Origin of the sequence: Rhizobium sp. S152, from assembly GCF_030380735.1 — a bacterium.
Taxonomy (GTDB): Bacteria; Pseudomonadota; Alphaproteobacteria; order Rhizobiales; family Rhizobiaceae; genus Rhizobium.
Map to the genome: position 1 here is coordinate 645,915 of NZ_JAUDRZ010000026.1, position 23,031 is coordinate 668,945.

General features: G+C 62.8%; 20 protein-coding genes and 1 other RNA gene. 2 read left to right on the forward strand and 19 right to left on the reverse strand.

Annotated features, from left to right (window positions below):
- Positions 1-148: 148 nt before the first annotated feature.
- Both QTL95_RS22320 and QTL95_RS22325 read left to right on the forward strand, forming a co-directional pair.
- Positions 149-1,453, forward strand: a complete 1,305-nt coding sequence (locus QTL95_RS22320; RefSeq protein ID WP_289722087.1) for an MFS transporter — start codon at positions 149-151, stop codon at positions 1,451-1,453.
- A 121-nt stretch (positions 1,454-1,574) separates the two neighbouring features.
- Positions 1,575-2,672, forward strand: coding sequence for a metallophosphoesterase (locus QTL95_RS22325; protein WP_289722088.1), 1,098 nt, complete (start codon positions 1,575-1,577; stop codon positions 2,670-2,672).
- A gap of 2 nt (positions 2,673-2,674) precedes the next feature.
- Here the strand turns inward: QTL95_RS22325 and murB are convergent, their stop codons facing one another.
- The 19 genes from murB to QTL95_RS22420 all read right to left on the reverse strand — a co-directional run bounded on the left by murB (position 2,675) and on the right by QTL95_RS22420 (position 22,952).
- Positions 2,675-3,649, reverse strand: a complete 975-nt coding sequence (murB, locus tag QTL95_RS22330) for a UDP-N-acetylmuramate dehydrogenase (RefSeq protein WP_289722089.1) — start codon at positions 3,647-3,649, stop codon at positions 2,675-2,677.
- Complete coding sequence (gene murC, locus QTL95_RS22335; RefSeq protein WP_289722090.1) at positions 3,646-5,061, reverse strand: UDP-N-acetylmuramate--L-alanine ligase; 1,416 nt, start codon at positions 5,059-5,061, stop codon at positions 3,646-3,648. Before murC ends, murB begins: the two co-directional genes overlap by 4 nt.
- Positions 5,058-6,182 carry an undecaprenyldiphospho-muramoylpentapeptide beta-N-acetylglucosaminyltransferase gene (murG, locus tag QTL95_RS22340; protein ID WP_289722091.1) on the reverse strand — a complete coding sequence of 375 codons (1,125 nt, stop codon included), beginning with the start codon at positions 6,180-6,182 and terminating at the stop codon, positions 5,058-5,060. The genes murC and murG overlap by 4 nt, the downstream gene beginning before the upstream one ends.
- A gap of 6 nt (positions 6,183-6,188) precedes the next feature.
- Positions 6,189-7,343 (reverse strand): putative lipid II flippase FtsW, encoded by a 1,155-nt coding sequence (ftsW, locus tag QTL95_RS22345; RefSeq protein WP_289722092.1) that lies wholly within the window; start codon positions 7,341-7,343, stop codon positions 6,189-6,191.
- 1 nt (position 7,344) lies between these two features.
- Positions 7,345-8,757, reverse strand: coding sequence for a UDP-N-acetylmuramoyl-L-alanine--D-glutamate ligase (gene murD, locus QTL95_RS22350; RefSeq protein ID WP_289722093.1), 1,413 nt, complete (start codon positions 8,755-8,757; stop codon positions 7,345-7,347).
- Between the two features lie 6 nt (positions 8,758-8,763).
- Positions 8,764-9,864 (reverse strand): phospho-N-acetylmuramoyl-pentapeptide-transferase, encoded by a 1,101-nt coding sequence (gene mraY, locus QTL95_RS22355; RefSeq protein WP_289722094.1) that lies wholly within the window; start codon positions 9,862-9,864, stop codon positions 8,764-8,766.
- Between the two features lie 22 nt (positions 9,865-9,886).
- The gene (locus QTL95_RS22360; RefSeq protein WP_289722095.1) at positions 9,887-11,320 is read right to left on the reverse strand and encodes a UDP-N-acetylmuramoylalanyl-D-glutamyl-2,6-diaminopimelate--D-alanyl-D-alanine ligase; all 1,434 of its coding nucleotides are present in this window, start codon (positions 11,318-11,320) and stop codon (positions 9,887-9,889) included.
- Complete coding sequence (locus tag QTL95_RS22365; protein ID WP_289722096.1) at positions 11,317-12,777, reverse strand: UDP-N-acetylmuramoyl-L-alanyl-D-glutamate--2,6-diaminopimelate ligase; 1,461 nt, start codon at positions 12,775-12,777, stop codon at positions 11,317-11,319. Before QTL95_RS22365 ends, QTL95_RS22360 begins: the two co-directional genes overlap by 4 nt.
- A 65-nt stretch (positions 12,778-12,842) precedes the next feature.
- Entirely contained in the window at positions 12,843-14,594 is a 1,752-nt protein-coding gene (locus tag QTL95_RS22370; protein ID WP_289722097.1) for a peptidoglycan D,D-transpeptidase FtsI family protein, read from the reverse strand.
- Between the two features lie 2 nt (positions 14,595-14,596).
- Positions 14,597-15,001, reverse strand: a complete 405-nt coding sequence (ftsL, locus tag QTL95_RS22375) for a cell division protein FtsL (protein ID WP_289722098.1) — start codon at positions 14,999-15,001, stop codon at positions 14,597-14,599.
- Position 15,002: 1 nt separating this feature from the next.
- Positions 15,003-16,028, reverse strand: a complete 1,026-nt coding sequence (gene rsmH / locus QTL95_RS22380; protein ID WP_289722099.1) for a 16S rRNA (cytosine(1402)-N(4))-methyltransferase RsmH — start codon at positions 16,026-16,028, stop codon at positions 15,003-15,005.
- 17 nt (positions 16,029-16,045) lie between these two features.
- Complete coding sequence (gene mraZ / locus QTL95_RS22385; RefSeq protein ID WP_289722440.1) at positions 16,046-16,477, reverse strand: division/cell wall cluster transcriptional repressor MraZ; 432 nt, start codon at positions 16,475-16,477, stop codon at positions 16,046-16,048.
- Positions 16,478-16,879: 402 nt separating this feature from the next.
- Entirely contained in the window at positions 16,880-17,212 is a 333-nt protein-coding gene (locus QTL95_RS22390; protein WP_289722100.1) for a hypothetical protein, read from the reverse strand.
- A gap of 489 nt (positions 17,213-17,701) precedes the next feature.
- An RNA gene (rnpB, locus tag QTL95_RS22395) (RNase P RNA component class A) lies at positions 17,702-18,097 on the reverse strand.
- 54 nt (positions 18,098-18,151) lie between these two features.
- Positions 18,152-19,342: an FAD-dependent oxidoreductase gene (locus QTL95_RS22400; RefSeq protein WP_289722101.1), complete on the reverse strand. Its 1,191-nt coding sequence runs from the start codon at positions 19,340-19,342 to the stop codon at positions 18,152-18,154.
- Positions 19,343-19,352: 10 nt separating this feature from the next.
- Positions 19,353-20,540 (reverse strand): FAD-dependent oxidoreductase, encoded by a 1,188-nt coding sequence (locus QTL95_RS22405; RefSeq protein ID WP_289722102.1) that lies wholly within the window; start codon positions 20,538-20,540, stop codon positions 19,353-19,355.
- Between the two features lie 157 nt (positions 20,541-20,697).
- Positions 20,698-21,222 carry a lytic transglycosylase domain-containing protein gene (locus QTL95_RS22410; RefSeq protein WP_289722103.1) on the reverse strand — a complete coding sequence of 175 codons (525 nt, stop codon included), beginning with the start codon at positions 21,220-21,222 and terminating at the stop codon, positions 20,698-20,700.
- 261 nt (positions 21,223-21,483) lie between these two features.
- A complete protein-coding gene (locus tag QTL95_RS22415) occupies positions 21,484-22,248 on the reverse strand; it encodes an N-acetylmuramoyl-L-alanine amidase (protein WP_289722104.1) in 765 nt (254 codons plus the stop codon).
- Positions 22,245-22,952 carry a J domain-containing protein gene (locus tag QTL95_RS22420; RefSeq protein ID WP_289722105.1) on the reverse strand — a complete coding sequence of 236 codons (708 nt, stop codon included), beginning with the start codon at positions 22,950-22,952 and terminating at the stop codon, positions 22,245-22,247. The genes QTL95_RS22415 and QTL95_RS22420 overlap by 4 nt, the downstream gene beginning before the upstream one ends.
- Positions 22,953-23,031 lie beyond the last annotated feature (79 nt).

Here is a 23,031-nt window from a genome sequence, read left to right on the forward strand (position 1 = left end):
GAGTCGTCCCGGCCCGTTTCCGGACAGAAAAGAAAGCGCGCTACTTTTTGTCGATTTATTGCGCGTTTTGGATTTGCTCCGAATTAAAATTGCGCTAAGAGCCCCTTGCCTCCCAAGGGCAATCAACGAAATCCCGAATGGAATGACAATGTCTGACGCGATATCAAGAGTATCGCCGACGCCCGCTTCATCGAACAGTGCACCGCTCAACTCGCCGGCACGCGTTCTGATCGCGAGCCTCGTCGGCACCACGATCGAATTCTTCGATTTTTACGTTTACGCAACGGCCGCCGTGCTGGTCTTCCCGACCCTGTTCTTCCCGAACAGCGATCCGACCACCGCGCTGCTCGCCTCCTTCGCCACCTTCTCGATCGCCTTCTTCGCCCGTCCGCTCGGCGCCGTGGTCTTCGGCCACTTCGGCGACAGGATCGGCCGCAAGACGACGCTGGTCGCGGCACTGCTGACCATGGGCATCTCGACGGTCATCATCGGCCTGCTGCCCTCCTACGAATCGATCGGCGTTCTCGCACCGCTGCTCCTGGCGCTTTGCCGTTTCGGCCAGGGCTTCGGCCTCGGCGGCGAATGGGGCGGCGCGGTGCTGCTGGCGACCGAAAACGCGCCCGAGGGCAAGCGCAGCTGGTACGGCATGTTCCCGCAGCTCGGCGCGCCGGTCGGCCTTTTCCTGTCGTCCGGCATCTTCTGGGTGCTGTTGCAGTTCATGCCGCAGGAACAGCTGCTGGCCTGGGGCTGGCGCGTTCCCTTCATCGCCTCGATCGTGCTGATCGTCATCGGCCTGTGGGTTCGTCTGTCGATCACCGAAACGCCAGCGTTTCAGAAGGCCATCGACAAGCACGAGCGCGTCGCCGTTCCGGTTGCCGAACTCTTCCGCAAGCACAAGCGCAGCCTGTTCCTCGGCACCTTCGTGGCGCTCGCCACCTTCGTGCTGTTCTACATCGGCTCGGCCTACCTGCTCTCCTACAACGTCAAGGTCCTGAAGATCCCGTTCCTCGACGCGCTCGAGATCCAGATCGTCGGCTCGATCTCCTTCGGCATCTTCATCCCGATCATCGGCAAGCTCGCCGAGCGTTACGGCCGTCGCGAAATGCTGATCCTGACCACTGTCCTGATCGGCCTGTTCTCCTTCCTCCTGCCCGGCCTGATGTCCGGCGGCGAAGGCAGCATCCTGGTCTTCGCGATCGTCGCCATGGCGCTGATGGGCATGACCTACGGCCTCATCGGCACGGCGTTGGCAGCCCCCTTCCCAACGGCCGTGCGCTACACCGGCTCATCGATCACCTTCAACCTCGCCGGCATATTCGGCGCCTCGCTGGCGCCCTACATCGCCACCTGGCTGCAGGCCAACTACGGCATGCTCTACGTCGGCTACTATCTCGGCCTCTCCGCCGTGATCACGCTGATCTGCATCCTGGCATCCCGCCGCGACGAAGTCTGATCGGACCATCATCGAACATGCAAGGCCGCGACGGGAAACCGCCGCGGCCTTTTTCGTTGTTGTCTGTTAACGCCTTCACCCTAGTCTCTAGCCAGATGCGGCAGGGAAGACGGGGATGGGCATGCTGACAAGACGATCGCTGATCGGCCACGGGCTGGGCGCCGGCCTCTCGATGACGCTCCCATCCATGCCGCGCGCTGCCGCCGCCACGCCCGTCGACGTTACCTTCCTCGTCATCAACGACGTCCACGCCTGCCGCTTCGGCGACGGGTTGAGCCCAAACTGCCAGGACGAAGGCAAGACGGATCAGAACCTGCTCCGCCACATTCTGGCGCTGAACAACATCCATCACCAGACCTGGCCGACTGAGATCGCGGGTAAACCGACGGGCTTTGGCCTCGCGGGCCAGCCGATCGCCAAGCCGCAGGGCATCATCGTCTGCGGCGACGTCACCGACGACGGCGGCGGCCAGATGGCGGAGTTCGCCGAGGGCTCGCAGCTCCTGCAGTTCTCGCACCGCTACCAGCAGGGCCCTGGCGCCGACCACGTCCACTTCCCCGTCTATGTCGGCCTCGGCAATCATGATCTGGACCAGGACGGCCGCCCGCCGCAGGTCGACTGGTATCGCGACGAGCTGCGCGACTACGTCCAGATGAACCACAAGCCGAGCGTCTTCTTCAAGCCGCTGGTGCCGGTCGACAATTACGACGAAGCCTCCGACAATTACTCCTGGAACTGGGGCGGGCTGCATCTGATCCAGGCGCAGCGCTACGGCGGCGACAGCACCAAGGGAACGGCCAACAGCCTGGAGTGGATGAAACGCGACCTCGCCACCTATGCCGCAGATGGCCGGCCGGTGGTGATCTTCCAGCACTATGGCTGGGACAAGTTTTCGCTCGAGCGCTGGGATCCGGAAAAGAGCACCTTCACCGTGGAAGGCAGTGGCGCGCCGCACTGGTGGGGTGAATCAGAACGTCAGGAACTCATTGCAACCCTCAGCGGCTACAATGTAATCGGCATTTTCCACGGCCACGAGCACGACACCCCCATGGCCTACAATGTTGGCGGGATAGACGTCTTCAAGGCCAGAGCCGCCTTCATGGGCGGCTTCTGCCTGGTGCGGGTAACGAACGCGGAAATGGATGTCGCGATCGGCGACGCCAGCGATGACAAGGGCGGCGTGACATTCACCACCGCCTTCACCAAGAAGCTGAGCTGAGATTACTCGGTCGTGACGCCCTGGAACGGGCGAACCTCGCGGCCGGGCATGAACACGCCGAGACGCTTGATTTCCCATTCGAGCTTGATGCCCGAATTCTCGAAGACTTCGCGGCGAACCTGCTCGCCGAGATATTCGAGATCGTAGCCCGTCGCCTGCCCCATGTTGATCATGAAGTTGCAGTGAAGCGACGACATCTGAGCGCCGCCGATGACGAGACCACGGCAACCCGCTTCGTCGATCAGCTTCCAGGCCGAGTGGCCCTCCGGGTTCTTGAAGGTGGAGCCGCCGGTCTTCTCGCGGATCGGCTGCACGGTTTCGCGGTGGTTGCGCACGGCGTCCATGTCGGCGCGGATCTTGGCGCGATCCTCGGCATAGCCTTCGAACAGCACCGAGGTGAAGATCAGGTCGGCCGGAACCGACGAATGGCGATAGGAATAGCCCATCTGCTCGTTCGACAGCACGTGCCTGTTGCCCTTGCGATCGATCGCGGTCACCTCGATCAGGCGCTCGCGCGTCTCGCCGCCGTTGGCGCCGGCATTCATGCGCGCCGCGCCGCCGATGCTGCCCGGGATGCCGTAATAGAAATGGAAGCCGCCGATGCCGTTGTCCATCGCCATCGCCGCGACATGCTTGTCAGGGCAGATCGCGCCGGCACGAATGCGGTTTTCTCCAGCGAGCTCGACCGAGCCGAAGCCCTTGGCCGAAAGGCGCAGAACAACACCCGGAATGCCGCCGTCGCGGACCAGGATATTCGAGCCGACGCCGACGACGGTGAGCGGCACTTCCTCGGGAAGAAGTTTCAGGAAGGTGATGAGGTCGTCCTCGTCATGCGGCTGGAACATCAGTTCCGCCAGGCCACCGGCGTGGAACCACGTGACGCGATCCATCGGCGCATCGACCGAGATACGCCCGCGAACATCCTTCACGCCGTCGCCGAGCGACGCAAGAAGCTTTTCCCCATTTACCTGTTTCATGCAGATATTCCCGAAAGCCCTTCAAGTTGCTTGGGCAGCGCCGCCGCCCAGTACGTAATACTCCCAGCCCCCAACAGAACCACAAAATCGCCTGGCTTTGCAATCTCCGCGACCATTTCAGGCAGAAGCTCGGGTGAAGCGAGGAAGCGCGCATCGCGATGTCCGCCCGATTTGATGCGCGAAACCAGCGCTTCGGCATTCGCCCCCTGGATGGGATCTTCCCCCGCGGCGTAGACCGGTGCAAGGAAAATGCTGTCCGCATCGTTGAAGCAGGCCGCGAACTCCTCGAACAGGCTGGCAAGGCGCGAATAACGGTGCGGCTGGTGCACGGCGATGACACGGCCCTTGCAGGCCTCGCGCGCGGCCTTCAGCACGGCCTTGATCTCTACGGGGTGATGGCCGTAATCATCGAAGATCTGAACACCGTTCCATTCGCCCGTCAGCGTGAAGCGACGCTTCACGCCGCCGAAGGAGGCAAGCCCCTTGGCGATGTCCTCGCTCGACATGCCCAGGCGATTGGCGACTGCGATCGCGGCGGTCGCATTCGAAACATTGTGGCGACCGGGCATCGGCAGAACGAGATTGTCGAGCTTGATGACCTGGCCGGTCCGGCGCCGGCGGATCTCGACGTCGAAGATCGAGCGCGGGCCGTCGATCCGCACATTCATGAAGCGCACGTCGGCCTGCGGGTTTTCGCCATAGGTGATGACCTTGCGGTCCTCGATGCGGCCGACCAGCGCCTGCACTTCCGGGTGATCGAGGCACATGACGCCGAAGCCGTAGAAAGGCACGTTCTCGACGAACTGGCGGAACGCGGCGCGCACGGCGTCGAAATTGCCGTAATGGTCGAGATGCTCGGGATCGATATTGGTGACGACGGCAACGTCTGCCGGAAGCTTCAGGAAGGTACCATCGGATTCGTCGGCCTCGACCACCATCCACTCGCCCTCGCCCATGCGGGCATTGGTGCCGTAGGCATTGATGATGCCGCCGTTGATGACGGTCGGGTCGAGCCCGCCGGCTTCGAGCAGCGTCGCGACCATAGACGTGGTGGTCGTCTTGCCGTGCGTGCCGCCGATGGCGATGGCATTGCGGAAGCGCATCAGCTCGGCCAGCATTTCGGCGCGGCGCACGACCGGCAGAAGCTTCTCGCGCGCGGCAACGAGCTCGGGATTGTCCTTCTTGATCGCGGTGGAAACGACCACGACTTCGGCGTCGCCAAGGTTCTCGGCCTTGTGGCCAACGAACACCTCGATGCCCTTGTCGCGCAGGCGCTGCACGTTGGCGCTCTCGGCCTGGTCCGATCCCTGGACGCGATGGCCGAGATTGTGCAGCACCTCGGCGATGCCACTCATGCCGATGCCGCCGATGCCGATGAAATGGACGAGGCCGATGGCCTTCGGCATTTTCATGCGCGTTTCCCCTTGAACTCTGCAATTGTCTGTCGAGCCGCAATAGCCTCTACCATGTCAGCAAGCAAGTTCGCGGCGTCAGGTTTCCCGGCCTGCTTTGCGGCGGCGGCCATGCGCGCAAGCTTTTCCGGGTCGTTCATCACATGTGTCAGGATGGAAGCGATCTTCTCCGACGAGAGCTCCGCCTGCACGATCACCTTGGCGCCGCCGGTCGCGGCGAGGGCCGCCGCGTTCGCCGCCTGGTCGTGGTCGAGCGCATGCGGATAGGGCACGAGGATGGCCGGACGACCGATCACAGAGATCTCCGAAACCGTCGAGGCGCCGGAGCGGCAGATGACGAGATGCGCCTTGGCCAGTCGCTCGGCCATGTCGGTGAAGAACGGCGCGATATCCGCGCCCATCTTCAATTGCGCCACACAGCCGCCGACCATCTCCATGTCCTCGGGCCGCACCTGCTGGGTGATCCGGAGCCGCGCGCGCAGATCGTCGTCGAGCAGACTGATCGCCGTCGGCATGGCCTTGGAGAAATATTGCGCGCCCTGGCTGCCACCGAAGACGACGAGATTGAAAGGCTCGCCCGAATGAGACGGCGTGTAAGGCGTTTGCGCGGCCTCGATGATCGCGGGGCGAACAGGATTGCCGGTCGCCACCGTCTTTTCGGCGAACTGACCGCCGCCTTCAGGAAGGAAGCCGCCGGCGATTGCCTGCACGCGCGATGCCAGCGCCTTGTTGGCGCGGCCCATCACCGCGTTCTGCTCATGGAGCATCGCCGGCACGCCGAGACGGGTGGCAGCGAGCAGCGGCGGCACCGTGGGATAGCCGCCGAAACCGACGACGACCAAGGGCTTCAGCCGTGTAATCAAGGCCTTGGCCGCCCGCATCCCGCTCCACAGCGTCCACAGAGACCGCATGACCGCGACCGGGTTCTTGGAGGCGATCGTGGCCGACGGCACGACATGGACTTCGTCGGCCGGGAACTTGCCGGCATAGCGTTCCGCGCGGCTGTCCGTGACGAGATGCACAGAATAGCCGCGTTCCTTCAGCTTGTAGGCCAGAGCCTCCGCCGGAAACACGTGACCGCCGGTTCCCCCGGCGGCAAGCAGAACGATGCCTTTGCTCATATACTCTTACTCCGCCGGCATGCCATGCGCGACGCGGAACAGGCTCCGTTCCTGCGCACGCTTTTCCGGCCTGTGACGCGTCAGCGCGAGAATGAACCCGGCCGTGACGCAGATGGCGACCATCGACGAACCGCCGTAGGAAATCAGCGGCAGGGTCATGCCCTTCGCCGGCAGCAGCTCAAGATTGACGCCCACGTTGATGATGGACTGGATGCCGATCTGCAGCACGAGGCCGGCGACGGCGAAGCGATTGAAGTCGTTGCGCTCCTTGTAGGCGTGCGACAGGCCGCGCAGCACCAGCACGGAGAACAGCAGCACCAGCGCGATGCAGAAGATGATGCCGAATTCCTCGGCCGCGACCGAGAAGATGAAGTCGGTATGCGCGTCCGGGATGATGCGCTTGACGATCCCCTCGCCCGGCCCTTGGCCGAACCAGTCGCCGCGGATGATGGCCTCGCGCGCCGTATCGATCTGGAACGTGTCGCCCTCGCCCGTCATGAACTTGTCGATACGCAGCGCCACGTGCGGGAAGACGTAGTAGGCGCTGACCAAACCGCCGACGCCGCCGGCGCCGAGCACGATGATCCACAACCACGGCATGCCGGCCATGAAGAACATGCCGCCCCAGACCGCGGTGGTCAGGATCGTCTGCCCGAGGTCAGGCTGTGCGACGAGAAGCGCCGCCACGATGCCGAAGAGGATGATGGCGAAGAGATTGCCCGGAATCTCCGGCTGGCGCGCATGCTCGGCGAACAGCCAGGCGCAGACCACAACGAAGGCGGGCTTCATGAATTCGGATGGCTGGATCGAGATACCGGCGAGCGTCACCCAGCGACGGGACCCCTTGACCTCGACGCCGAAGAACAGCGCCAGCAGCATCATGCTGAGAGCGACGATGAGCAGGATGATCGCGGTACGCCGCACCTGCCGCGGCGTCAGGAACGACAGGCCGATCATCACGCAAAGCGACGGGATCATGAAGGCCGCGTGGCGCTTGACGAAGTGGAACGGCTCCAGCCCGATGCGCTCGGCCACCGCCGGCGACGCGGCGAAGGACAGCATGAAGCCGATGCCCATCAGGAAGACGAACATTGCCAGGAAAAAGCGGTCGATGGTCCAGAACCAATCGGCCAGAGCGCCACGTTCCGCGCGACTTACCATGTCATTTATCTCCTGTTGCCGAACCGATCAGCATGGTGATTCCGTCGAGCGCTGCCACATGGCTTACAAATGCATCGCCCCTGACTTCGAAGTTCTTATACTGGTCGAAGCTTGCGCAAGCCGGTGACAGCAGAACCGCCGCAGCGCCGCTTTCATCCTTGTCCGCATCTTCGGCGGCATGCGCCACGGCACGCTCCAGCGTGCCTGAAATCTCGTAGGGTACGGCCTCGCCGAGCGTAGCCGCGAACTCCGCCGCCGCCTCGCCGATCAAATAAGCCTTGGCGATGCGCGGAAAGAACGGCGACAGGCTCGTGATGCCGCCTGCCTTGGGCAAACCGCCGGCGATCCAGTAGATATGGTCGTAGCTCGACAGCGCCGGGGCCGCCGCATCCGCGTTGGTCGCCTTGGAATCGTTGACGAAAACCGTGCCGCCGCGCCGTCCGACGGGCTGCATGCGGTGCTTCAGCCCCGGGAAGGACGCAAGCCCTGCCCTGATCTCGTCCGCGGAAACCCCGACGGCGAGGCAGGCGGCGACGGCCGCCGCCGCATTCTGGGCGTTGTGGCTGCCGCGTAGCGTCTGGATGCCGTCGAGATCGGCGATCGGGATAGCAGCACCCGATTGCGCCTGGATGAGCTTGGTGCCTTCCGCGTAGATACCGTCGACCAGCGCATGGCGCCGCGAAATCCTGACGACCTTGCCGCCGGCGCGCTCGATGCGATCGGCGATCATCTCGCAATGGCTATCATCGACGCCGACGACCGCGACACCGCTGCCCGCCACAAGCCGTTCCTTGACGTCGGCGTAATGCTGCATCGTGCCGTGCCGGTCGAGATGATCGGGCGTCAGGTTGAGCAGGATGCCGGCGGAGGGGTTGAGCGTCGGCGCAAGGTCGATCTGGTAGGACGAGCATTCCACGACATGGAAGCGCCCCGCCTTCGGCGGCTCGAGCGTCAGAACCGCCGTGCCGATATTGCCGCCGAGCTGCGTGTCACGCCCGCTTGACTTCAGGATATGGGCGATGAGAGCCGTGGTGGTCGATTTGCCGTTGGTGCCGGTGATGGCGATGAACGGGCTGTCGGGCGCATGTGCACGACGCTCGCGCACGAACAGCTCGACGTCGCCGACGATATCGACGCCGGCGGCGCGCGCCAGGTCCACCGTCCAGTGCGGCTTCGGATGCGTCAGCGGCACGCCCGGCGAAAGCACGAAGATCGACTGGGCGTGCCAGTCGATCAGTCTGAGATCAGCTGTGTGGATCCCCTCGGCCGCGGCCTTGGTCACGCTGTCGGGATTGTCGTCCCATGCCGTCACCTCGGCGCCGCCGAGAACGAGCGCCCGGGCGGTGGCAAAACCGGAACCGCCGAGCCCGAACAGCGCGACCTTCTTTCCAGCGAGCGTGGTGACGGGGATCATGGTCTGTTACCGCAGCTTGAGTGTCGAGAGGCCGAGCATGGCGAGGCCGACGGCGATGATCCAGAAGCGGATCACGACCTGGCTTTCCGTCCAGCCCTTCTTCTCGAAATGATGGTGGATCGGCGCCATCAGGAACACGCGGCGTCCGGTCAACTTGAAGAAACCGACCTGGATGATGACCGACAGCGTTTCCATGACGAACAGGCCGCCGATGATCGCCATGACGATCTCGTGCTTGGTGGCGACGGCAACCGTGCCGATCGTGCCGCCGAGCGCCAGCGAACCAGTGTCGCCCATGAAGATGGCGGCGGGCGGGGCATTGAACCAGAGGAAGCCGAGGCCGGCGCCGATGACCGCGCCGAGGACGACGGACAGCTCGCCGGTGCCGGGCACGAAATTGATCTGCAGATAGTTCGCGAAGACGGCGTTACCGGCAAGATAGGCAATCACGCCGAACGAAGCGGCGGCGATCATGACAGGCACGATGGCGAGACCATCGAGGCCATCAGTCAGGTTGACGGCATTGCCGGCGCTGACGATGACGAAGCCGCCGAACACCACGAACATGATGCCGAGGTTCAGCATGAAGTCCTTGAAGAAAGGAAAGGCAACCGACGAGCCGAAGGTCGAGCCGGCGGGCCCCGAGGCGAGCGAGGTGCGCATCATGAAATAGACGGCGATGCCGGCGATCACGAACTCGATGCCGAGGCGCGCCTTGCCGGAGAAGCCCTTGTGGCTCTGCTTGCTGACCTTGAGATAGTCGTCATAGAAGCCGATGGCGCCGAAGCCGAGCGTGACGAGCAGCGTCGCGACGACGTAGACGTTCGAGAGATCCGCCCAAAGCAGCGATGAGCCGACGATGCCGGCAAGAATCATCAGACCGCCCATGGTCGGCGTGCCGGCCTTCTTGAAGTGCGTCTGCGGTCCGTCGGCGCGGATCGGCTGGCCCTTGCCCTGGCGGATGCGCAGCGAGTTGATGATCATCGGTCCGAACAGGAAGACGATCAGCGCGGAGGTGAACAGGGAGGCGCCCGTGCGGAACGTGATGTACCTGAACAAGTTTAGAAACTTCAGGTGTTCCGACAGTTCGACTAGCCAAATCAGCATTCAGGGCCCCTTGTTTACCCGGTCAAAATTCGCGTTGCGTGTCGGCAACTGGCGGGAATTTGTCAAGGAGCGCGGCGACGATCTTGCCGAAACCGATGCCCAGTGACGATTTTACCATCAGCACGTCGCCGGCCGCGACCGAGTTCAGTACATATTCGATGAGTTCAGTGGTGGTGGCCCGGTGCGTGACCCGCACGCTGTCGGGCAGCGAATCCTTGAGCGCGATCATCTCCGGCCCGACGAGCCAGACATGCTCGATCCCGGCCGCGAGCAGCGGACCGGCGAGATCGGCATGGACCTTCTCGGAGTAATCGCCCATCTCCAGCATGTCACCGAGCACCGCGATGCGGCGGCCGGCGCCTGTCGGCGCGGAACTCGCAAGCACGGCGATCGCCGCCCGCATGGAGGTCGGATTGGCGTTGTAGCTTTCGTCGATAACGGTGAAGACGCCGTGGCCGGTCGAAAGCTTGTGCCGCTTGCCCCTGCCCTTTTCCGGCTGCAGCCTCGCGAGCGCGGCGACCGCCTGATCGAGATCGGCGCCGACGATCTTGACGACGCCGAGTGCTGCCAGCGCGTTCTCGGCGATGTGCCGACCGGGCGCGCCGATGGCCACTTCCTTGGTCTCGCCGTCGATGGTGATCCACAGCGTCGAACTCTGGTCGGAGCCGTTGAACTCGGCCAGGCGGAATTCCGCCTTGGCATGCTGGCCGAACGAATGGATGTGCTCGATCCCGAGCGCCTGCGCGGTGCGCTCCAGGTAATTGTACTGGTCGTTGTCGCGGTTGAGCACGACGTCGCCGCCTGGAACCAGTCCTTCGAAGATCTCGGCCTTGGCGGTGGCGATTTCCTTGATGCTCTTGAAATTGCCGAGATGCGCGGGCGCGATGGTGGTGATCACGGCGACGTGCGGCTGGATCATCTTCACCAGTGGACGGATCTCGTCGGGGTGGTTCATGCCGACTTCGAAGACGCCGAAATAGGTGTCGAGCGGCATGCGGGCGAGCGTCAGCGGCACGCCCCAGTGATTGTTGAAGGACGCGACGGAGGCGTGCACCTTGCCCGATGGCGCCAGCACCTGTCGGAGCATCTCCTTGGTCGTGGTCTTGCCGACCGAGCCTGTCACCGCGATGATCTGCGCCCGCGAGCGCGCACGCGCCGCCATGCCGAGCTTGACCAGCGCCGCCAGCACGTCCTCGACGACGATCATCGGCACGGTCAGGCGGCCCATGGCAGGCAGGCGCGCCTCGCTGACGACGAGCAGGGCCGCGCCATTGGCCATCGCCATCGACGCATAGTCATGACCGTCGACCCGGTCGCCCTTGATCGCGAAAAAGGCTTCGCCGGGCTGAATGGACCGGCTGTCGATCGAAATGCCGGTGATGCCCTCGGGCAGCGTTCCGAGAGGCCGCCCTGCCATGGCGGCAATCATATCCCTCGTCGTCCAAAGCAAGCTCACGATTTCAGCTCCTCCAAAGCCTTTCGCAGTTCGGCATGATCCGAAAACGGCAGTGTAACACCGGCGATCGTCTGCCCTTCCTCGTGCCCTTTGCCGGCGACGATCAGCGTATCGCCGGAGGAAAGCATCGCCACCGCCTCACGGATCGCCGTCGCGCGGTCGCCGATTTCGGATGCGCAGGTCGCCGCTGTCATGATCTCGGCGCGAATGGTCGCGGGCTCCTCCGAGCGCGGGTTGTCGTCGGTGACGACAACCACATCGGCGAGCCGGCAGGCGATCTCTCCCATGATCGGGCGCTTGCCCTTGTCGCGGTCGCCGCCGCATCCGAAGACGACGATGACGCGGCCGGTGGTAAACGGACGAACGGAGGCCAGCACGTTGGCGAGCGCCTCCGGCTTGTGGGCGTAATCGACATAAGCGAGCGCGCCGTCCTTGGTATGGCCGACCAATTCGAGACGACCGGAAGCACCCTGCAGCTTTTCGAGCGCCGCCATCGCCACCTTGGCGGGAACGCCGGTCGACATGGCAAGGCCCGCCGCGACGAGCGCGTTGGCGATCTGGAAGTCGCCGGCAAGCGGAATATGGACCTCGAAGATCTGCCCTTCGGCATGGATCTCGGCAACCTGCTTGTGGCGAAAATGCTCGACGCGCTTCAGCGTCAGATAATCGCCCTTGCGGCCGACGGTGCGCACGTCATGGCCGGCATCGATCGCCGCCTTGATCGCCTGAGAGGACCATTCGTCATCGGCGAAGATCACGGCCGGCGCGCCCTTCGGCAGCAGCGTATCGAAGAGCCGCATCTTGGCGGCCATGTAATCCTCGATGGTCGGATGATAATCCATGTGGTCGCGGCCAAGATTGGTGAAGGCAGCCGCCGAAAGCTTCACGCCGTCGAGGCGGGATTGGTCGAGGCCGTGGCTCGACGCTTCCATCGACGCATGCGTGACGCCCTCGTCCGAGAGCTCGGCCAGCAACTGATGCAGCGAGACCGGATCCGGCGTTGTCAGCGACCCGTATTCGTTGCGCGTCGGCGAGACCACGCCCGTGGTGCCGATCATCGCGGCCGCATGGCCGGCATGCGCCCAGATCTGCCGCGTGAACGATGCGACCGAAGTCTTGCCCGCGGTTCCGGTGACGGCCACCATCGTCTCCGGCTGCTCGCCGAAGAAATTGGCGGCTGCGATGGACAGGAAACGGCGCGGCTCGTTAACGACGAGAACGGGAATGGAGGCTTCGAGCGGGTGCGAGGCGACGGCAACGGCCGCCCCATGCGCGGCGGCGTCGGTAATGAAGCCGGCGCCGTCGGCCTTGGTGCCGGCCACCGCCACGAAGGCCATGCCGGGCGCGATCTTCCTGCTGTCGGATGAAAGCCCTGTTATCTCCAGCGCTCCAACCGGCCCGTCCAATTGTTCCTTCAGCTCCGGAAACGCATGTCCGGCGATGTCTCGCAACTTCATCGAGTGTACTTCTCTCTCCAGCCGTCGCGCCCCCGTGGCGAATCGACTGCGGTATTCATTCAGACTCAATAAGACACCAACATGGCCGATCCGTCGTCACCGAACTTCGGTTCCACACCGAGGATTGGCGCTGCACGGGCGATAATGTTCTTTACCATGGGCGCGGCGGTATATGCCGCGATATTCTGGCCCTTCTCGCCGTTATGCGGCTCGTCGCAGAAGGTCAGCACGACGTATTGTGGATCGTCGATCGGAAATGCCGCCAGAAAGGCGTTGAAATTGAGGTTGGTGGCATATCGGCCGTTGACGACCTTGTCGGCCGTACCCGTCTTGCCACCGACGTTGAAACCGGGAACATCGGCGTTGCGGCCTGAACCCTTGATGCCGTTGAGCTTGAAGAGATAGCGCACGTCGTCGCTGGTGCTCTTCTTGACGACGACCTCGGCGACCTCGTCCGCCTGTTCGCGGCTCCGCGGCAGGAAGGTCGGCTCGATCATCTTGCCACCGTTGACCAGAGCCGCGCCGGCAACCGCCGTCTGCAGCGGCGTGGTCGATACACCGTGACCGAAGGAAATCGTCACCGAGTTGATCTTCTTCCAGACCTTCGGCTGGCTCGGCATCTTCACCTCGGGCAGCTCGGTCTTCATCTTGGTGAGCAGGCCGAGCTTCGTCAGGTAGTCCTTCTGCGCATCGATGCCGACGATGTCGATGATGCGGGCCGTGCCGACGTTGGACGAATACTGGAAGACTTCAGGCAGCGTCAGCCAGCGGCGCTGGCCGTGGAAGTCGTGGATGGTGAAGCCACCGATGCGCAGCGGCTGCGTCGCGTCGAAGCTGGAGTTGAGGTTGACCTTGCCGGTGTCGAGCGCCATGGCGAGCGAAAAGGTCTTGAAGGTGGAGCCCATCTCGAACGTGCCGTTCGACATGCGGTTCAGCCAGCCTTCCTTGGCCCCCTCCAGCGGGTTATTCGGGTCGAAATCGGGAGCCGAGGCCATGGCCAGCACTTCGCCGGTATGAATATCGAGAATGACGGCGCCCGCGCCCTTGGCCTCGTAGTTCGTCACCGCATTGGCAACGACATCGCGCACGATATTCTGCACGCGGATATCGATCGAGAGCTTCACCGGCTCCAGGGGCTGGTCGCTGGTCATGCCGACGGAGGCGAGATCGGCGAGCCCCTGGTCGTCGATATACTTCTCCATGCCGGCGACGCCGCGGTTGTCGATGTTGACATAACCGAGAATATGGGCGGCGGTCGCGCCACCGGGATAGAAGCGGCGCTTCTCCGGCCGGAAGCCGATGCCGGGAATGCCGAGCGCCAGGATTTGGCTCTGCTGCTTCGGCGTCAACTGCCGGCGCAGCCAGGCGAAATGCGAATTGCGGTTGGCGAGCTTCTTGTATGTGCCCTTCATGTCGAGGTCGGGCAAGACAGTGAAAAGCTTCTCGACGGCATCGTCGGCATCCACCACCTTGTTCGGCTCGGCGAACAGCGAAACGGTTCGGATGTCGGTCGCAAGCACCTCGCCGTTGCGGTCGATGATGTCGGGGCGCGATGCCAGCAGGCGATCGGGCGGCAGGATGCTCGAGACGGTTTCGGGATCCTTCACCGCATATTCCACGAGGCGCGCGCCGATGACGCAGTAGACCGCGACAAAGCCGCAGATCAGCAGGCCGACGCGGCTCTTCGCCTGGCTGGACCGCTTCTTGCGCGATCCCTCGATCGGCACGCTGCCTTCAGGGGCGCCGAAGCGGTTATAGGCGCCGGCGGAAAAATGCGCCTGGCTCTTCAGCACCATGATGCGGGAAAGGAAGGACATCTCTACTCCACGGATCCGGTTGCCATGTCGTCTTCGACTTCGGCAGGAACTGCCGGAACCGGCTTCGCCTTGGGCTTGCTGCCCGGCTTCGCTTCGGCGATGTCGGGCACCGGAACCTGCGACTTCAGCATCGGCAGTTCCCGCGCATGCACCAGCGATGTCGAGGGGGTCGCCTGCAGCTGCAGTTCGCCGTTGAAGTTGTTGACGAGGCGCTCCAGCCGGTTGGGCTGCGACTGCAGCGCCCAATCGGCATTCAGGAGATCGATCGTGTCCTTCTCCAGCTTGATCTCGGCTTCGAGGCGATGAACTTCCTCGAGCTTCAGCTCGGACTGGTGCTTGATCGTGTAGGTTACGGCGGCGGCCGCCACCATCACGCCGACAAGAATGAGATCGAAGGTTCTCAGCATATCAGGCTCCGAGCTTTCCGAGGCTGGCAAGATTGGGCAATCCAAAGATCGACATGTCGGCGGCTTCGGCTGGCGCGGAAGTCCTGAGACCGGCGCGCAGCTTGGCCGAACGCGCCCGCGGATTGAGTTCTGCTTCCGCGTCGCTCGCCGAGACCATCGGCTTGCCTATCCTGTCGAAGGTCGCCGCCCGCTCATGGGCGACGGGCATGTGGCGCGAACCGACGGCCTTGCCGGCACGGTCCGAGAAGAACGTCTTGACGATGCGGTCTTCCAGCGAATGGAAGGTGACGACCACGAGGCGTCCGCCCGGCTTCAGCGCGCGCTCGGCGGCAAACAGCGCCTGCGCCAGCTCGCCGAGCTCATCGTTGACGAAGATGCGCAGCGCCTGGAAGACCCGCGTCGCCGGGTGGATCTTGTCCTTCATCTTGCGCGGGGTGACGACCTCGATAAGACCGGCCAGATCGCGCGTCGTCTCGAACGGCTTTTCGGCGCGCCGCTTCTCGATCGCGTGCGCGATGCGCGGCGACTGGCTCTCCTCGCCGAGATAATGGAAGATGCGGATCAGATCGGCGACCTTGGCGCGGTTGACGACATCGGCAGCCGAGACGCCCGCCGCCGACATGCGCATGTCGAGCGGACCGTTCTTCTGGAAGGAGAAGCCGCGATCGGCTTCGTCGATCTGCATGGACGAGACGCCGATATCCAGAACGACACCATCGAGGCCACTTTCTGGCGCGTGATCCGCGAGATGCGAAAACTGTGAGTGAATGAGCTTGAGGCGGCCGCCGTTCGCCGCAACGAGCGCCTGGCCGGCAGCGATCGCCGTCGGATCGCGGTCGAGCGCGATGACATCGGCACCGGCAGCCAGAATGGCGGAAGTATATCCGCCCGCCCCGAAGGTGCCGTCGAGGACGACCTTGCCAGCGCCGGGCTCCAGCGCCACGAGCACTTCCTTGAGAAGAACCGGAATGTGGCGAACCGGTCCGCCACCGGCTTCAGTTGAACCTTCGCCAGGATTCGCCGCCATTCCGTTCCCTCGCTTGTTCAGGAACGCTTGCCCGCGCGCTCCCCTCGTGCCTGCATCTGCGCCGCCTGAAATGCATTCGGCTGCCACAGCTGAAAATGATCCGCCCGACCGACGAAGGTCACTTCGTCCGAGATTCCGGTGAAGTCGCGAATGAAATCCGTGACCATCAGCCGCCCCTCGGCGTCGAGCTTCATGAAGACCCCGCCCCCATGGATGAGAAGCGACATCGCGTTCGCTTCCGGCGAAAACGGATCCTCCGCAGCGATCTGCCGCTCGAACCTTTCGAGAAGGTCCGAACCGCCGATGCTGATCGCCGGAAACACAAAATCCTGGAAGCAATAAAGCTCCTGGATATTGCGTTGCGCCAGCACGGAACGAAACGCCGCGGGCACGGAGACCCTGCCCTTGGAATCGATCCTGTTGGTCGCACTTGAAAGGAAGCGGCTCATGACACGAAACATCCGTTCCCGAAAGAGCCCGGGCGAAAAACTCGCACCCTTGACCCTGAAGCTCAGGCACGGCGTCGCCAGCCGGACGGGCATGAACCCACCCGACGCTTCCGGATCGGAAGACATCTTGGCTTTGCGAAGAATGGGCAGCTGATTGCCCTGGCGCAGTGCAAGAATGGGATAACATGGGACCGTATGGGCGTCAATGGGAAACGCCCGTCTCACGATGAGCGCAGTATCGAATATTCATAAGCTGTTAAGTTTAACAAAGGGTTATGATCACGCATTCGAGAGCACGCAAAATCGCCTCCTCTGACCGATCGAATGCGGCGAGGTTGGCTGATGAAACAGAAGAATACGTTTGCGAAAACAGATCGCTAGCCGAAAGCGGGAGCATTGACGCTAGTTGCCTAGCAGGACGCTCTGCATGTTAGGCGTAACCTTGTCTTCGCCATAGAGAGCGGCGTAATCCTCGCGCGTGACTCGTCCCGAAGCGATACCCTTGATGATCCGGCCGCAGACGACCGTGGGAACCCGCTTTTCCGGGATATTCAGTTCCGCCGCGATCTCCCGCCGCGCCTTCTCCGACGTGCGCCTCTCGATGCACTTCTGCTCCACCGCGCTGCGCGCGGCACTTCCGCCACGGAGGTAATAGGCGACGGCATCGTATTCGGAAGCATACGAGGAACAGCCACTCAAAATCAGCAAACCCAAAACCGCCATCAAACTGCGCACGGATCTCTCCCAACCCACTATCGCAAGGCCTAGGCGAAACCGGTGATATTTGCAATCGAAGAGAGCCCGCGACGTCGACAATAGACATAGCCGCAACCATGAAGCGCATTGATCGGCGCACCGATGAACGCGGGACAAGATGGCGCACCACCTTCGGATGAACGGGGATCAAGCTAAATAATGCGGGCCGGGAGAATTGATTTAACCGCTGCCGGACACATATTATTACATTCTAAAACAATAAAAGTGGAGTAATGCGATGACAAACTTCACATTCAAGGGCCTTCTATATGGAAGATCCTCAACTCAAGCCCCGCTTTCACTCGCGAAAAAGGGCATGACAACGGAAATCCGTTGTGATCAGTGTGGCGCTATATTTAAGCGATGGTCCATTCTGGCGCGCAGCAGCACGACCTGCGACGAGTGCCTGAAGCAGGCGCCGACCGCGCATTGACGCGATCAGGGCACCTGATGTCTTCAGGGAAGACAATCGCCAGTTGGCCTGTAAGCCGGGTTCTGTATGGCTCCGGCCGAAACCGGAACGTGGCAGCCATTCCTCTGGGACAACGTTCGCACGCTGCCTCTCGCAACCCACCCGGATGACTGGCCTGGAAACCAGCCGGACGGCTTGCGCCGTCCGCGTCATCCCTATTCGGTCTTGCTCCCGGTGGGGTTTACCTTGCCATCGCCGTTACCGGAAATGCGGTGGGCTCTTACCCCACCCTTTCACCCTTACCTGCCGAGGCAGGCGGTTTGCTTTCTGTGGCACTTTCCCTGAGGTCGCCCTCGCCGGACGTTATCCGGCACCGTGTTTCCGTGGAGCCCGGACTTTCCTCACCCTACCGTCTTTCGACATTGGTAAAGCGCGGCTGCCCGGCCAACTGGCATGGCTCCCTTAACCGAGAGCGCCGAGGAATGCCACCGAAATATGGGGTGTGGCTAACGGAAATAGGGTTTGAAATCCGTCGTGTAGCCCTGCTCCTTGATTTTGCCTTCGAGCAGCAGCTCCGCGCCGAGGCGGCCAATCTCGTCCGAACTCTTGGCCGCGGTGCCGCAGCCCCCGGTGAGCACGCCGATCTTTGTCGAGGCGCCGTAGCCGATCATCGGATATCCGCTCGGCGTAAACGACACGACGCAGGAACCAGTCGACGTCGAAACCGGCTTGAGCTCCGGCACCAGCCCAGAGATCACCTTTGCCAGATGCGCCTGCACGCTTTCGCGACCGTCCTGCCTGAACCACGAGCGCAGCTCCGGTTCACGCTGCAGGGTGACGTCGTCGGGATCGCCGCCGATCTTCATGTAGAGCCTGCCGTCGGGATAGCGGATCGGCGGCAGCATGTAGATGCCGTCGGCACCATCCGCCCCCTGCGCGATCAGCGACGGCATCCCGGCGAAGGCTTCGGCCGCCGCCTCGCTCACCTCGAAGAAGGCGATGGTGCGCGCATAAACCTTCAGATCAACAGGCTGCGGCAACAGATTCTCCGCAATGGAAAAACCGCCCGCGGCCAGAAGGACCTTCTCGGCGCGATAGCTCCTTCCGCTCGCCGTCTCGACGGAGACAAGCCCGCCCTCCTCGCGGATAGAAACCGCGATGTCGTCGATCATCTCCGCACCGGCCTTCGCGGCCGACACCGACTGCGCCCGCACCAGGTTGCGCGGGCTGATATAGCCTGCACCCGTTGCCTCGTGGACGCCTTCGCTCCCCTCGGGAAAGCGGAAGTAGCCGAAACGCTCCTTCAGTCCCGCGTCGTCGAGCAGCGACGTCTCGACGCCGAGCGACCGAGCAGCACTCTCCGTTCGCGCCACATATCCGTTGCCGCTGCTACGCGTCGGGCCGACGACCAGGCAACCCGCCGGCGTGTAGAAGGAAACGCCGCTGTCGCGCTCGATTTCGCGGTAACGTGCGATCGAGCGATTGGCGAGCAGCGCCCAGTCGCGATCGGGATCGATCGTCCGGGTAATCCGGCCCTCGTCGTAATGGCTCGCGAACACGCCGTCGTGGTTCTTCCGGTCGGCGGGCTCATCCGGCCCGATTGCCGCGACGCCATCGGTTGCCAGCGCCAGGTGCCTGGTTGCCGCAGCCCCCATCATCCCCCTGCCGACGACGATATATCTGAAATGCCCGCTCATCCGCCGCCCCCTACAGAAACACCGGCGTCAGCTCACGCCCGAAATCCTCTTCCCCAAGCCATCCCTGCGTCATCAGCACCGCGCCCAGGCGGCCGAGTTCGTCGGACGACTTGGCGGCGACGAAATTGCCACCGGTGAGGACCGCGATACGCGGCGAATCGGTGAAGCCGGCATAGGGATAGGACGTCGCCGTAAAGGTCGCCACGCATGGCGCGCTCGTCACCGGGCAACCCGAAAGCCCCGGCATCGCCTGCACCGCCACCGCCGCCAATTGATTGCGCTCCGCGATATCGCCGTCGGACCGGAACCATGCACCGGCGTCGTCGAGCGTGGCGAAGCTGCGCGCTTCCAGATCGCCACCAAGCTTCAGATAAATCTTGCCATCCGGGTAACGCACCGGCGGCAGGATGTAGACGTGATCCTCGTCGCGATCGCCGAAGACAATCGTCGACGGCATATCGCCGAACAACGCCATCTCGCGATCGCCGAGCTCGAAGAAGGCCACGGTGCGCGCCGCCACGCGAATATCGACGGGCGCCGGTAGCAGTGCGTTGAAATTGCTGAATCCGCCGGCAGAAACCAAAACCTTCTCGGCCGTGTAGGTCCGCCCGCCTGCACTCACCGCGACGTGGTCGCCCTCGTCGCGGACGGACGTGACGGTGGCGTCGACAAGCGTGGCGCCGCCCGCTGCCGCGAGCTTGGCCTGCGCCCGCACAAGCGCGCGCGGATTGATATGGCCCGCACGTCGCTTCTCATAATAGCCGGAGAATTTCGGATTGAGCGAAAACTGCGGAAAGCGGTCCCGTAGCGCCGAGGCGTCGAGCGTTTCGACATCGAGCTTAAAGCGCGCACTGAGTTCAAGAGCACGCCCGAGATAGCCCTGCCCGGGCACCGCCGTCGGCCCCGCGAAGAGGCAGCCGGCTTCGGTATAGAAGGAGATTCCGCTCTTCGCCTCGATCTCGGCGTAGCGGTCGAGCGAGCGCGCGGCGAACGTTCCCCAGACGATGTTGTCGTCGAACGTTCGCGTGATCCGCGCCTCGTCGTAGTGGCTGGCAAAGACCCCGTGATGGGTCTTGCGTTCGACCGGCTCGCTCGAGCCGATGACGCAGACCCCATCGATCATGCCGGAGAGATGGCGGGCCGCAGCCGCGCCCATCATTCCGCACCCAACTATGATCACCTTGAAATCGACTGCCATGAACCACCTCGCTTTGAGGTCAGATAGCATAGCCATCGCGTTGAATCACATTGTTAAGTGCGGGCGCGAAGCGATTCTCGCGCAACACATTTCCAGGCGAAGCCGTCGTTCGAACCGGAGAGATTCGAGCGACCGTCACGCCGCCTGCAACGTCATGTCAGAGCATTGCCAGCACTTTGCCGCAATAGGCCTTGGAGACCGGGTTCATGCGCTTGGCGCCATGGCCGGCATTGTACTTGAGGATGGTGTTGCAGGTTTCGCCGCCGCCAAGTTCATGTGCGGCCGCGAGGTACTTCATGCCGTACTTGATGTTGGTTTCCGGATCGAACAGGCCCTTCTTGGAGCCGGCATAGCCCATCATCTTCGCCGTTGCCGGCTTGATCTGCATAAGGCCGATTTCACCGGCGCTGCCGCGTGCGTTCGGATTGAAGTTGCTCTCGACGCGCACGACCGCCTGCGCCAGCTCGACAGGAACGTCGTACTGCTTGGCATACTTGACGATGATAGCGGAATACTTGTTGGAGGTGGTGGCTGAGAAATCAGGCATTGCGTAACCGCTGGTGCGGTCGACAGTCTTCAAAGGAATTGTCTGTGCCCTATTGCCCCAATCGCCTGCGAAGGCGCAATTAAATCCCGTCAGCAGTGCGCTCGCGCACACCACAGTAGCAATCATATTTCTCATTTAGTCTAGTTACTCCGACCCAAAGAAATATCGGCCCAGCATGGAAGAAACGGACCGATACGATACCGACGCCCGCAGAGTGCGGGTCGCGGCTATTCTTTTTGTTTTCGTTTGACGACGGAATAAAAATCGAAACAGGACATCCGGCGCCGTTCAGCGATCGGGGTTAGACCATCGTAATGAGGAGATAATAGGGAAAACATGTGGCACCGCAGCGTGACGGTGAATTCCTGACATATCAGCGCTTGAGAAAGCTGCAGCCTATGCGCAATAGCGCGGGAGAGATGCAAGCAGGCGATGCAAAGTGTCGATGGTCGAAAAATCGGCGATCCCGTCCACGCGGGCCTGCCGGAAATGCCGCTGGAACGCCTCGACGTCGCCGGCCGTCCTGTCGCAGAATTCGCTCGTGATTTCAGTCGAATAACCATAGAGCGACAACATCGATTGCAGGGCCTCGACGGGCTGCCCTCGATCTCCCCGCTGGAAGAAGCGTCCGCCCGCGATCGGCGCCGGCTCCACCCAGTGCCCGACGCCTGCCCGATGCAGCATATCCCAGGGAAACTTTTCGCCCGGATCGACCTTGCGGACGGGGGCGATATCCGAGTGCCCGAGGACTCTCTCCGGCGGGATCGCCCAACGATGGCCGCAATCGCGGCACAATTCGACAACCGCCGCGATCTGCTCCGCAGGATAGTCCGGCAAGCCGCCCGGATGACCGGCATTGGCGATCTCGATACCAATGGAAAGCGAGTTGATATCCCCCTCTCCATGCCAGCTGCTCTTGCCCGCATGCCATGCCCGGCGCGCCTCCGGAACGAGCTGCACGACGTCACCATTTTCATGAACGAAGTAGTGGCTGGAGACCTGGCTCTCCTCGCGACATAGCCAGTCGAGCGCGCCTTCGGCCGTCGGCATTCCGGTATAATGGAGAATGATCATATCCGGCTTGCGCACGTCCGCGCGCTCACCATGGTTCGGCGAGGCCTGCACCCTTGCCCGCTTGTAGTCAGCCTCGAACGAGGTCATGCGGCACAGCGTTCCTTCTCAATCGCTTCATAGGCGGCGTTCAACGCAGCCATACGTTCGTTTGCGATCGCGTGAAACTCGGCGGGCACGCCGCGCGAGATAAGCCGGTCCGGATGATGCTCGGTGACGAGCCCGTGATAACGGCGGCGGATCGTCGGGAAATCGTCGGCCGGCGATACGCCGAGCACCTTGTAGGGATCGCGGCCCATGGAGACGTGGCGCGCCGCGATCCGATCGAATCGCTCGTCGCTCATCTGGAAGATTTCGCCTATGCGCCGCAGGAACGACATTTCGTTTTCGTGGATCAGGCCATCGGCTTTGGCAATATGAAACAGACCATCGAGGACCTCTTCCAGCACCGGGCAGTTCGCGGCACAGGTCGTGCACAGCGACGACAGCCGCTCGGCATAGGCCTCGTACCCGGCCACATCCTGGCGGGCGAGATTATAGAGCCGGGCGACGTTTGTCGCCTGCTCCGGCGGAAATTCGAAGATTTCGCGGAAGGCCTGCACTTCCTTTTCGCTGACGACGCCATCGGCCTTCGCCATCTTTGCCGACAAAGCGATGATCGCGACCGAGAAAGCGACCTTGCGCCGGGTCTCCGGGTCTCCCTCGAAAACGGTACGAATGGCCTCCACCACCGCCGACAGGGCATTGCCCGCCGTGGTGCCGATGGCATTCAACAGTTTTTCCCAGAAAGACATGCGGATTCCCTAGTTCAAAAGAGGAAACACCTTGAACAAATAATAGTTGCTTTTGCAAGGCGACGATTTCCCGCAGGGG